The 12,158-nt window shown below is 66.4% G+C and carries 11 protein-coding genes and 1 pseudogene; 9 read left to right on the top strand and 3 right to left on the bottom strand.

Annotated elements, in window-relative coordinates:
* Positions 1 to 865 (top strand): annotated as a pseudogene (locus AC6EUL_RS15810) (IS701 family transposase); the annotation flags it as partial.
* A gap of 220 nt (positions 866 to 1,085) precedes the next feature.
* Positions 1,086 to 2,531 (top strand): phospholipase D-like domain-containing protein, encoded by a 1,446-nt coding sequence (locus AC6EUL_RS15805; protein WP_499871188.1) that lies wholly within the window; start codon positions 1,086 to 1,088, stop codon positions 2,529 to 2,531.
* Here AC6EUL_RS15805 and AC6EUL_RS15800 read toward each other — a convergent pair.
* The 3 genes from AC6EUL_RS15800 to AC6EUL_RS15790 form a co-directional block, all read right to left on the bottom strand.
* Positions 2,422 to 3,249, bottom strand: coding sequence for an endonuclease/exonuclease/phosphatase family protein (locus tag AC6EUL_RS15800; RefSeq protein WP_056275766.1), 828 nt, complete (start codon positions 3,247 to 3,249; stop codon positions 2,422 to 2,424). The genes AC6EUL_RS15805 and AC6EUL_RS15800 overlap by 110 nt on opposite strands.
* A 70-nt stretch (positions 3,250 to 3,319) precedes the next feature.
* Positions 3,320 to 4,246 (bottom strand): histone deacetylase family protein, encoded by a 927-nt coding sequence (locus AC6EUL_RS15795; RefSeq protein WP_056497195.1) that lies wholly within the window; start codon positions 4,244 to 4,246, stop codon positions 3,320 to 3,322.
* A 101-nt stretch (positions 4,247 to 4,347) separates the two neighbouring features.
* The gene (locus AC6EUL_RS15790) at positions 4,348 to 4,896 is read right to left on the bottom strand and encodes a cupin domain-containing protein (protein WP_056219567.1); all 549 of its coding nucleotides are present in this window, start codon (positions 4,894 to 4,896) and stop codon (positions 4,348 to 4,350) included.
* 180 nt (positions 4,897 to 5,076) lie between these two features.
* Here AC6EUL_RS15790 and aptA point away from each other — a divergent pair, with 180 nt between their 5' ends.
* The 7 genes from aptA (at position 5,077) to AC6EUL_RS15755 (ending at position 11,995) form a co-directional block, all read left to right on the top strand.
* Positions 5,077 to 6,414: an omega-aminotransferase AptA gene (gene aptA, locus AC6EUL_RS15785; protein WP_056219564.1), complete on the top strand. Its 1,338-nt coding sequence runs from the start codon at positions 5,077 to 5,079 to the stop codon at positions 6,412 to 6,414.
* A gap of 32 nt (positions 6,415 to 6,446) precedes the next feature.
* Positions 6,447 to 7,946 (top strand): CoA-acylating methylmalonate-semialdehyde dehydrogenase, encoded by a 1,500-nt coding sequence (locus AC6EUL_RS15780; RefSeq protein ID WP_499871185.1) that lies wholly within the window; start codon positions 6,447 to 6,449, stop codon positions 7,944 to 7,946.
* A gap of 737 nt (positions 7,947 to 8,683) precedes the next feature.
* A complete protein-coding gene (locus AC6EUL_RS15775; RefSeq protein WP_499871195.1) occupies positions 8,684 to 9,850 on the top strand; it encodes a nucleotide sugar dehydrogenase in 1,167 nt (388 codons plus the stop codon).
* A 14-nt stretch (positions 9,851 to 9,864) separates the two neighbouring features.
* On the top strand, positions 9,865 to 10,308 hold the full coding sequence (locus AC6EUL_RS15770) for a glucuronosyltransferase (RefSeq protein WP_499871183.1): 444 nt from the start codon (positions 9,865 to 9,867) through the stop codon (positions 10,306 to 10,308).
* A complete protein-coding gene (locus AC6EUL_RS15765; protein WP_499871181.1) occupies positions 10,305 to 10,775 on the top strand; it encodes a glycosyltransferase in 471 nt (156 codons plus the stop codon). The genes AC6EUL_RS15770 and AC6EUL_RS15765 overlap by 4 nt, the downstream gene beginning before the upstream one ends.
* 513 nt (positions 10,776 to 11,288) lie before the next feature.
* Positions 11,289 to 11,498 (top strand): hypothetical protein, encoded by a 210-nt coding sequence (locus AC6EUL_RS15760; protein ID WP_499871179.1) that lies wholly within the window; start codon positions 11,289 to 11,291, stop codon positions 11,496 to 11,498.
* A 20-nt stretch (positions 11,499 to 11,518) separates the two neighbouring features.
* Positions 11,519 to 11,995 carry a hypothetical protein gene (locus tag AC6EUL_RS15755; RefSeq protein WP_499871177.1) on the top strand — a complete coding sequence of 159 codons (477 nt, stop codon included), beginning with the start codon at positions 11,519 to 11,521 and terminating at the stop codon, positions 11,993 to 11,995.
* The last annotated feature ends 163 nt before the right edge of the window (positions 11,996 to 12,158 follow it).

Raw genomic sequence — 12,158 nt, 5'->3', positions numbered from 1 at the left:
TCTCGCTTACCCTGGCGCAGGGCGAGGTGCCCGTGCTGGTGGCTTTAAGCCTGTCACTACCCGCGGCCCGAGCGAGCGATCCACAGCAGTGCGTGCAGGCCGATGTGCCCGAGCCAGCGACCGTGCCACGGAGCAAGGGCGAGATCGCGTTGTCCGAACTCGATCGCCCGAGGGCGGAGGGTCTGTGCTTCGGCACGCTGCTGGCGGAGGCCGGCTGCGGTATCAGCGCCGCCTTCCGTCACGGACCGAATGTGCGGGACTTGCGCTGAGCAATGGGCATTGTCAGGAACCAGAAGGTCTACGGGTCCGACGTACGGCTCGCACCGACGACGGGTCGCCCCCGCAGGCCCATGCCGAACCAGGAGTCGCAGGACGCTGAGGCCATGCGGGCCGATCTGCCCTGGCGCTAGGGTACCAAGGGCAAGCTCTCGGCCCGGTTCGCCGCCATCCGGGTGCGGGCCGGCGACGGTCCGGTCTGGGGCAAAAACCGGCATCTGCCGGGCGAGGAGGTCTGGCTCGTGGGCGAGTCGCTCTCGTCGGGCGAGCGCAAATATGACCTGTCGAACCTGCCACCCGACACGTCGCGCCGCACGCTGGCAGGCACGATCAAGGCTCCCGGGATCTGCGAGCAGGCCCACCAGCAGTTCAAGGAAGAACTCGGCCTCGATCATTTCCAGGAACGCTCCTGGACGGGGCTCCATCGACACGCGCTGATGTTGTGTATCGCCTGCACCTACCTGCAGAACCTGCGCCTCGCCGAGCATCGTCGGACGAGGCGGGAAAAAATGACGCCCCCCCTTCCGGGTTTGACGCCCGCACTCAGCCTGCCCGCCGGGCGGGCCATCGTCGGACCGGTGTTCGCTAGACTCGTCCCACCCGTCCTGTGCCCGCGATGTCGAAGGCGCTTCAAACTCCCCTCAGAGGTTGAAGTGTCCAAGTAGTGCTGGGGCGCGGAACATATGGCTCATCCGTTGCGAAAGCGCTGGAGATTGCTGAGCCATGCCGGCTCAAAATTCCGTGCTCGCTCGTGGTGCTCCGACCGACCTTGGCGTATGCCGCCAGGGTATCGCGAAGCGGGAGCGGCGTTGGAACAGGCATTGCTCTCATGGATCGGCGCCCTGACGTCGATCCGGACCGAGGTCTTCTGGGTTCTCGGTGCCACCCTCTCGGGCCTCGTCAGCATCCATGTCCTCCTGCGCAAGCGGGAGGTCGGGGCGGCCATCGGCTGGATCGGCCTGGTCTGGCTGGCCCCCCTCTTCGGCAGCGCGCTCTATGCCCTGCTCGGGGTCAATCGGGTCACCCGACGGGCGCAGAAGCTCGGCATCAAGCCCTCTCAAGCGAGCCCGCGGCGCGCGGGTGGCCCGGCTCCGCCTCCCGTTCTGCCGGAGCGGTTCCAGCCCCTCGACCAGGCAGTCCGGCGCATCACCAGCCTTCCGCTGGAAGCGGGCAACCGGATCATGCCGCTGCGCAACGGCGATACGGTCTATCCGGCGATGCTGGCCGCCATTCGCGAGGCCCGGCACTCCGTCGCCCTGTCGAGCTACATCTTCCGCAAGGATGAGATCGGCCGAGCCTTCCTCGACGCACTGGAGGATGCCCATCACCGGGGCGTCGCCGTCCGGGTTCTGGTGGACGGCATCGGCAGCGGCTACTTCTTCGCCGCGGTCTATGGCGGCCTGCGGCGGCGGGGCGTGCCGGTCGGCCGGTTCATGCACTCGGTCCTGCCCTGGCGGATGCCGTTCCTGAACCTGCGCACCCACAAGAAGCTGCTCATCCTCGACGGAACCCTCGCTTTCACGGGCGGCATCAACATCGCCGACGAGAACCGGGTGGCGACCCATCCGCCGGAACCGGTACGCGACGTCCATTTCCGGATCGAGGGGCCGGTCGTGACCCAGCTTACGGCGGCCTTCGCCAGCGACTGGGCCTTCGTGATGGACCAGGAGCTGGACGGCCCCGCTTGGTTTCCGCCCCTCGCCGCGCGGGGCGAGACGCAGGCCCGGGTCGTCAGTTCGGGGCCGGACGCGGACCTGCGCAAGATCGAACTCGTGGTGCTCGAGGCGATCACCTGCGCCCGGACCAGCATCCGCCTGATGACGCCCTACTTCCTGCCGAGCGAGGTGCTGGTGAGCGCCCTGTCGCTGGCGGCCCTGCGCGGCCTGACGGTGGACGTCATCATTCCCATGGCCAGCGACCACGCGGTGGTCGACTGGGCGACCCGGGCCCATGTGGACCCCCTCCTGCGCAGCGACGTCCGGATCTGGCTCGACGACCCACCCTTCGACCATGCCAAGCTCCTCGTGATCGACGATGCCTGGTGCTTCATCGGGAGCGCCAACTGGGACACCCGCAGCTTCCGCCTGAATTTCGAGCTGAACGTCGAGGTCTATGATTCCGGGCTCGCCCGACACCTCGACGCGTTCATGCAGGAGAAGATGAGCGTCCGGCTGACGCGCGAGCACCTGTCCCGGCGCGGTCTCCCCGTCCGGCTGCGCGACGCAGGCGTCCGATTACTCCTGCCATACCTTTGATGCGCTCCGGCTCCGCGGTGTCCTTCAGGATGATCTCGTGGGTGGGAGCCAGGTGCACGATGATCGGCCGGTGATCCGAGGCGCCGCGCGGCAGCACGCTGCGCCCGTGGCAGGTCAATCCGCGCACGAGGCAGCGGTCGAGCCGCAGGGGCACCACCCGCGCCATGGCGTGGGTCGGCAGGCGTGGGCCGACGTCGCGGAACCCCGGCAGGAGCGTCGGCCCCACCAGGTTGTAGTCGCCGATGACGGCGGCCCGGTCCGGCAGGCTCTGCTCGATGCAGCGCAACTGCCGCCGGTTGAGCATCTGCCCGTGCGAGAGGTGGACGTTGGCGACGCCGAATTCACCGAGATCGATCACCTGGCTCACCCGGTCGAACATCGCGCCGGCGGGAAGCTCGATGGCCTTCGGGGGGGTGGCGAAGGGCGTCGGGCTCCAGACCGCGAGGCCGTGGATGCGCCCGGGCATCTGGGCCCAGGCGTAGTGGCCGCCGACCTTGGCCTGCAGGGCCTCGATATCCTTGGTCGCCTCCTGCATCAGCACGAGGTCGGGCTGCTCGCGCTCGATCAGCGTCGCGATTCCGGCGACATTCGCGCCGACCCGCCGCAGGAGGTTCCAGCTGACGATCTTGCGAAGCCCGGGGCGGTCTTGGCCCGGGCGCCCGTGGGAGGTCTGGAGGGCACGGGCGGTCAGGCGCGCGAGGCGGCGATCGTTCAGCATCGGCACATAGGTGGGTCAGGCACGCCCGGCGGAAAGCCCGGGCCGGGACGCGGTCATGGGTTTTTGCGCCTCACGACTCCATGAGCGCGGCCACGTGCGCCGCCGTGGATTCGGCGAGGCCCTTCAGATCGTAGCCGCCCTCCAGCAGGGAAACGATGCGCCCGTCGCAGGTCTGCCCCGCGATCTCCATCACCTGGCGCGTGGCCCAGGCGAAGTCCTCCGCCTCCAGCATCAGGTTGGCCAGGGGATCGCGCCAATGGGCATCGAAGCCCGCCGAGATGATGATCAGGTCGGGCCGGAAATCCGTGAGGCGCGGCAGGATGCGCGCGGTGAACGCCTCACGAAAGCGCTCGCCGTCGGCGCCGGGCTTCAGGGGAGCGTTGACGATGGTGTCGTGGTCGCCGGCCTCCGAGACCGCGCCGGTGCCGGGATAGAGCGGCATCTGGTGGGTGGAGCAGAACAGCACCGAGGGGTCCGCCCAGAAGATGTCCTGGGTTCCGTTGCCGTGGTGCACGTCCCAGTCGACGATGGCCACCCGCTCCGCCCCGTAGGCGGCCTTGGCATGGCGGGCCGCGACCGCCGCATTGTTGAACAGGCAGAACCCCATGGCGCGGGTGCGCTCGGCGTGGTGGCCCGGTGGGCGCATGGCTGAGAACGCCGTGCGAGCCTGGCCCGTCATCACCGCGTCGACCCCCTGGACCGCCGCCCCGACCCCGCGCAGGACGCATTCGATGGTGCCGGGCGACAGCACGGTATCGGAATCGACGTGGACCAGTCCCTCGGCGGGGGCGGCCGCCACCATGGCCCGGACCCATTCCTCGGGATGGGCCAGCGCCACGGTCTCCAGGCTCGCGGGTTCCGGCGCCCGGCGGTCGAGGGCCGCGAAGGCCTCCGTCGCGAGGGCATCCTTGACCGCCTGCATGCGCTCCGGCCGCTCCGGATGCCCATGCGGGGTCTGGTGCCCGAGGGCGGCCTCGTGGCTGAAGAGGATGGTCATGCGGCGCTCCCGAGCGTCTGTCTATCCGTGGTATACCAGATCGCAGGTCCGCGGCCAGTGGGGAGATTTCCCCCCAGGCCGTTCGCCGGACGACGTCACCTTCAGAAGGTCGGCGGCGTGCAAGCGCTCACCACCTCGCAGGCGACGGGGCCGACGCATCGGAAGCGATGAGGCCGGCGGCTGTCGAAGGAATAGGCATCGCCCGGTCCGAGGATGCGACGCTCCGAATCGACCGTCACCTCCAGGCGGCCGGACAGGACGATGCCGCCCTCCTCGCCGTCATGGACCAGGGGCACCCGGCCGGTATCGGCGCCGGGTTCGTAGCGCTCCCTCAACAACTGCAGGCTGCGCCCGAACAGGTTGTCGCCGACCTGCCGGTAGGAGATCGGCCCCCGGCCGATCTCGGTGAGTTCGTCGGCCCGGTAGAACGCCTTGCGCGAGCGCTCCGGCTCCACGGCGAAGAACTCCGACAGGCCGATGGGAATGCCGTCCAGGATGCGCTTGAGGGCGCCCACGGAGGGGTTCACACCGTTCGACTCGATCAACGAGATCGTCGAGTTCGGGACACCGGTGCGCTTGGCGAGCGCCCGCTGCGACAGGCCATGGGCGGTGCGGACGAAGCGCAGGCGCGCGCCGAGATCGATGCTCATCAAAACCCGTGAGTCGGCCCCTGGGGCGGAACGCCCGTTAGGGATGTTCAGGATTCACCGACATTGCCCGCACGGCCCTTGCCTTTTCAAGCACTTCGTTGCGTGCAGAAAAGGACTTGTCCGGGCGTCGCAATCGGCGCTTCTTCCGAGCACAGCGACATCTCTGGGTTGAAGATTGCCATGGACCACCACCCCGCAGCCAATGCCCCCGGGCTCGATGCCTACTGGATGCCGTTCACCGCCAACCGGCAGTTCAAGGCGGCGCCCCGCCTGCTCGCCTCGGCCAAGGGCATGCACTACACGGCCACGGACGGGCGCAGCGTCCTCGACGGCACGGCCGGCCTCTGGTGCGTGAATGCCGGGCACGGACGCCAGGGCATCGCCTCGGCGGTCGAGCGCCAGCTCACCACCCTCGACTTCGCGCCCTCATTCCAGATGGGCCATCCGGCGGCGTTCGACTTCGCCGAGCGCCTCGCCGCCATCGCGCCGGGCGGCCCGGAGGCCGGGCTCGACCGGGTGTTCTTTACCGGCTCCGGTTCCGAATCGGTCGACACCGCCCTCAAGATCGCGCTGGCCTACCAGCGCGCCATCGGCCAGGGCACGCGCACCAAACTGATCGGGCGCGAGCGCGGTTACCACGGCGTCGGCTTCGGCGGCATCTCCGTGGGCGGCCTCGTCAACAACCGCCGCGTCTTTCCGCTGCTGCCGGGCATCGACCACCTGCGCCACACCCATGATCCCGAGCGCAACGCCTTCTCGAAGGGCCTGCCCGCGCACGGGGCGGAACTCGCCGACGACCTCGAACGCCTCGTCGCCCTGCACGGGGCCGAGACCATCGCGGCCTGCATCGTCGAGCCGGTGGCCGGCTCCACTGGCGTCCTCCTGCCGCCGACGGGCTATCTGGAGCGCCTGCGCGCGATCTGCGACCGGCACGGCATCCTGCTGATCTTCGACGAGGTCATCACCGGCTTCGGCCGCCTCGGGACGCCCTTCGCGACGGATTACTTCGGCGTGATCCCCGACCTCGTCACCACTGCCAAGGGCCTCACCAACGGCGCCCTGCCGATGGGCGCGGTCTTCTGCGCGCGGCGCGTCCACGATGCGCTGATGCACGGCCCGGAGGCGGTGATCGAGCTGTTCCACGGCTACACCTATTCGGGCCACCCGGTCGCCTGCGCGGCGGGCCTCGCCACCCTCGACATCTACGCCCAGGAGGGTCTGCTCACCCGCGGAGCGGAGCTCGCCGAGGATTGGGCCAGCGCCATGCACGACCTGCGGGGTGCCAGCCACGTCATCGACATCCGCACCATCGGCCTCGTCGCCGGCATCGAACTGGCGTCCCGGCCCGGAGCCCCCGGGGCGCGAGCCTACGACGTCTTCGTCGACTGCTTCGAGCGCGGTCTTCTCGTCCGGGTCACCGGCGACATCGTCGCCCTGTCGCCGCCGCTGATCGTCGAGCGCGACCAGATCGACACCATGGCGTCGATCCTCGGCGACGCCATCGCCCGCGCCGCCTGAATCGTTCCACTCCCCCTCCGTCAGGATTCTCGATGCCCACCGCGATCTCCCACTTCATCGGCGGCCGGACCGTCGCCGGCACCAGCACCCGGACCGCGCCGGTCTACAATCCCGCCACCGGCGAGGAGACCGGCCGGGTCGCTCTGGCCAACTCGGCGGACGTCAACGCGGCGGTGGCGGCCGCCAAGGCGGTCGCCCACGCCTGGGCCCACACCACGCCGCTTCGCCGCGCCCGCATCCTCAACGCCTTCCTGCGCATCGCCGAAGAGCGCACCGACGAACTCGCCGCCCTGATCACCGCCGAGCACGGCAAGGTGCTCTCCGACGCCAAGGGCGAGATCCAGCGCGGGCTCGAGGTGGTGGAGTTCGCCACCGGCATTCCCCAGCTTCTCAAGGGCGAGGTCACCGAGAACGTCGGCACCCGCGTCGACAGCCATGCCCTGCGCCAGCCGCTGGGCGTGGTCGCCGGCATCACGCCGTTCAATTTCCCCGTCATGGTGCCGATGTGGATGTTTCCGGTGGCGCTGGCCTGCGGCAACTGCTTCGTCCTGAAGCCCTCCGAGCGCGATCCCTCGCCCGCGCTGCTGGTCGCCGCCTGGCTCAAGGAGGCCGGCCTGCCGGACGGCGTGTTCAGCGTGGTCCACGGCGACAAGGAGGCGGTCGACGCCCTCCTGCATCACCCCGACATCGCGGCGGTGAGCTTCGTCGGCTCGACCCCGATCGCCCGCTATATCTACGCCACCGCCACCGCCAACGGGAAGCGCGCCCAGGCGCTGGGCGGCGCCAAGAACCACATGATCGTCATGCCGGACGCCGATATGGACCAGGCGGTCGACGCGCTGATGGGCGCGGCCTACGGCTCGGCCGGCGAGCGCTGCATGGCGATCTCGGTGGCCGTGCCCGTGGGTGAGAAGACCGCCGACGCGCTGGTGGCCAAGCTCATCCCGAAGGTGCGGGCGCTGAAGGTCGGGCCGGGCACGGACCCGGACTCGGAGATGGGCCCCCTCGTGACGAAGGTGCACCGCGACAAGGTGAGCGGCTACATCGATGCGGGCGTGGCGGAAGGCGCCGAGCTCCTCGTCGACGGGCGCGGCCTGAGCCTGCAGGGCTACGAGGGCGGCTACTTCCTCGGCGGCACCCTGTTCGACCGGGTCACCCCGGAGATGTCGATCTACCGGGAAGAGATCTTCGGGCCCGTCCTGGCGATCACCCGGGCGCCGGACTACGCCACGGCGGCCAAGCTCATCAACGAGCACGAGTTCGGCAACGGCACGGCGATCTTCACCCGCGACGGCGACGCGGCCCGCGAGTTCGCCCACGGGATCGAGGTCGGCATGGTGGGCATCAACGTGCCGATCCCGGTGCCGATGGCGTTCCACTCCTTCGGCGGCTGGAAGGCCTCGCTGTTCGGCGACCACCACATGCACGGCCCCGAGGGCGTCCGCTTCTACACGCGCCTGAAGACCATCACGACCCGCTGGCCCACCGGCATCCGCGCCGGCGCCGACTTCGTCATGCCCACCATGGAGTAGTAGGCCGGGAGCCGTCGCCCAGCCCCGAACGCGTCCGGAGGCCTCGGCTCCGCTGCAAGCAGTCCGGGTGGCCGGCGCGGCGCGAACCCCGTCCGTCAGCGTGCAGGCCTGGCGGAGAGGCCGCGCGGGTGCCGGTGCGCTCCGTCAGAGGGATCCGGACCGGCCAGCTCCGAACCGGGCTAACCGGGATGGTCGGCCAAGCGCAAAGCCGCCGGATACGGAGACACGGGCGCGGCGCCGGCCTCAGCTTCGCGGTCGATGCCGGATGGGATCGGCCGCGACGCGGCCCGTGCAACTCCTGACATCGTGCATAAGCGCCTCGCGCCGTCAGGGCGCCACCGACCAGCCAGGGCATTCGGTCCGCGATTTGCCGGCAAAGCCCCCACCTCAGCGGCGCGTCAGGCGTCACAGCGACGAGGCGAAGCATTCCGTTTCGACGCGCAACGCGCACGCCATCAGGCCTTTTCCAACCCTGCAGATCGCCCGCTACCGGGATGCGGCATGGCCCGCGTGGCGGTTGTGCGCGGACCCGCCTCTCCGTACGCGAAGAGGCATTCGCGAAACAGATCGCGGTGCCTCGTCCGCCTGCTCACGCCCTGCAACACCTCACGCCGAGACTGCCGGGAGAAGGCGTGATGAGAGGGGAGCAGGACACTCTCCGAAGGCCCCGCGCTTGAGTATTGCGGCGCAATAAACTATTGATCGCGCTTGCTGGAACGAATTGGAAGGTGAGCCTGATGAAGGTGGCCGTCGCGGGTCTTGGATATGTCGGTATTTCAAATGCCATTCTCCTAGCTCAGCACAATGATGTTGTCGCCTTCGATGTCGTTCCATCCAAGGTTGAAATGTTGAATCAAAAGACCTCTCCCATCGTGGACACTGAGGTCGAGGACTATCTGGCGAATCGCAGCCTAGGCTTGAAAGCAACTGGCGATCGAACAGAAGCCTATAATAATGCCGATTACGTGATCATTGCGACGCCGACCAACTACAATCCAGAAACCAACTACTTCGACACCCAGCACGTCGATTCAGCAATCAGCGATGTACTGGCCGTCAACCAGAACGCCGCAATCGTGATCAAGTCCACGGTTCCGGTCGGCTTCACGGCCTCGGCCCGCGAACGTTTCAACACGAACAACATCATGTTTTCTCCGGAGTTTCTTCGGGAAGGCAGGGCGCTCTATGACAACCTCTATCCGTCACGCATCATTATTGGCGAGCATTCTAGGCGCGCGGAGAAATTCGCCGAGTTGCTGGGCGAAGGTGCGATCAAGAAGGACGCCGACGTTCTCTTCACGAATTCGAGCGAAGCTGAGGCGATCAAACTCTTCTCGAATACTTATCTTGCCATGCGCGTGGCATTCTTCAACGAACTCGATACGTACGCTGCCCAGCACGGCCTGAATTCGCGCGAGATCATTGGTGGGGTCAGCCTGGATCCACGGATCGGCGGCCACTACAACAATCCGTCGTTCGGCTACGGCGGCTACTGCCTCCCAAAAGACACCAAGCAACTGCTGGCCAATTATACCAATGTCCCGCAAAATCTGATGCGCGCGATTGTCGACGCGAACTCGACCCGCAAGGATTTCATCGCAAGCGATATTCTGGCGCGCAAGCCGAAGACTGTTGGGATCCATCGTCTTACGATGAAACATGGATCGGATAATTTCCGAGACTCGTCCGTCCAAGGCGTCATGAAACGTATCAAGGCGAAAGGTATCTCCGTCATCGTCTACGAGCCGGCCATGGCGGACGAGACGTTCTTCAACTCGCCTGTGGTCAATGACTTGGCCCAGTTCAAAGCAATGTCAGATATTATCGTTGCCAACCGTCTGTCGTCGGACCTCATTGATGTTAAAGCCAAGATCTACACACGCGATCTCTTTGGCAACGATTGAGAGGAACGCAAATCATGACGAGAGTTTTGGCGGTCGCCTCTATGGGCGGTCACTGGGAACAATTGCAGATCGTGGCAGAGGCGTTCGAAGATAAGGACGCCGTGTTCGTGACCACGACGCAAGATCTGCTCAAGCAGGCCAATCGCCAGGGATTCGTGGTCAAGGACTGCAATCGGAATCGTCTCGGCGATACGCTCACCTGCGTTTGGCAGTGCATCAAGATCATCCGGAACGTCCGGCCCAACGTCATCATCTCCACCGGAGCTGCGCCTGGGCTGATCTGTCTTGTCCTCGGCCGCTTGACCGGCGCCAAGACGATCTGGATCGACAGCTTCGCCAATGTCGAGAAGCTTTCCATGTCGGGAAAGTTCGCAGGCTACATCGTGCACGAATGGCTGACGCAGTGGAAACACTTGGCCACGCCGAAGGGTCCCTTCTATCGCGGTGAGCTGCTGTGATTATCGTAACAGTCGGCACCCAGCTGCCGTTCGATCGTCTGATCAAGATGATGGACGACATCGCTCCGGATCTTGGAAAGCCGGTAATGGCTCAGACAGGGGTAGGAACTTACACGTGTCGGAATATTCAGGCGGCATCCAACTACTCGCCAATCGAATTCGATGACTATGTGAAAAAGTGCGACGTCCTCGTCGCGCACGCCGGCATGGGCACGGTGTTGAAGGCGTATAAGTATCGCAAGCCCATCATCATCGTTCCGCGGAAAGCGGCGCTCGGCGAGCATCGGAACGATCACCAGCTTGCGACCGTCTCCCAGCTCCGCTCGCGAATCGGCATCCACGCCGCTGAAACCGAGGAGGAACTTCGATCGCTGTTGTCCCGGGATCTTAAGCCCGCTCTCGTCACGAACGACATGCTGGAGCGTCGGGGCCAACTCGTCGGCTTCGTCCGGAACTTGGTCGCCTAGCTGCGGGCGCCCTCCGAGTTGATCCCAATGTGTGTGATGGCGGTGCGGACGGTGGGGGCTCGGGTTTCCATGGCGCTCCGGAGTTCCGAGGGGGTTCGAGACGGTGGGGGATCGGTCTTCGATGACCCCCACTGCAATCGCGTCGGAGGAAACGCCGGCAGGTCGACCCTGTCGACAGAGGTGATGCGCGGCAAGGATATGGCACCCGGATGCTCACTTGGGCGTTGAGTCTTCGGGACATGGGTCGCATAAGTGGACTATGCCGGGTGTCCGAGAGCCTTTTGATCTTGCGAGGATGCAGCCATCACGAAACGCGCTCGTCTGTTCACGCGACGCCCGGCTCGATGAGGGCGAAGCGGACATGCGGGGGCCAGCCGCGCGGACCAACCAATGCGCGGCAAGCGACCACGGGATCGGCGGCAGCCACGGCACCCGGCCGCCGACTCAGCTATAGGGCCGACGGCAAGTCCAGCGATGGTGTTCTGATCTCACAGCAACGCATAGCGAGGCGCCATGAGCGACATCATCGAGCACACCGACGGCCAGCGCATCAGTGAGGATGGACACGCTGTACGGTTCATGTTGCCGGCCTGGCGACACGACCACCCGATCACAGGCGGGGTGTGCACGGACAGGGTGCTCAACGGCCGGAGGGTTCGAACCTTCAGCATCCAGAAGGGCGACCTGTCAGCGGTGAGGCGCGTCAGTATGCGGGACGGGTGAAGGACGCACCGGCCTGGGCAATGGCGGTGTTCAACGTCAGCAAGGCGGATGTTCGGCCTCCGGGCAAATTGATGCGAGCGAGCTTCACGATCACCGTTCACCCGGGCCTGCTGATGACGCACGATTGGTGCGGGATCTGCCAGTATAATTCACGGCCCGGCCCGGGTGAGCGCTGGCGCAATCCACCCTTCGCGATCGGCATGAAGCCCAGGACTCGGAACTCCCGAGAAGAGGTGTTCTACGTCGATTTGACAACCTTCCCGACAGCAGGGTCGCAGGAGCAAGGCCGTCATATCGATCTGGGACCGAAGGCGCTGCTCACCTTGAAACGGGATCGCCCCTACGCGGTCGCCATCTACTTCGTGGATGGGGCGGGTGGCGAGGGTCTGCTGAAGGTGAAGGTCGATGACAAGCTGATCGTCGATTATGCCGGCCCGGCCGGCTACGCCAACTTCGCCGGATGCTTCTTCGCCTACGGTCTGTACCGCTCCCCCTAGATGTTTGGTCCCGGCATTTGGTGGAGCGGGCTTGACCGCGAGCTTCGCGGACGTCGTCGACGGCGCGGTAGGTTAGGGACGCGCGTCTCGGTTATTCAACGCGCGGCGATACCGCAGCATCCCATCCTGGCTGTGCGAAGCGCCCCGTCAGCCGATGGCCATG

The sequence above is a fragment of the Methylobacterium sp. 001424705 genome, from assembly GCF_059816145.1.
This window is presented reverse-complemented; position numbering and strand designations above follow the sequence as displayed.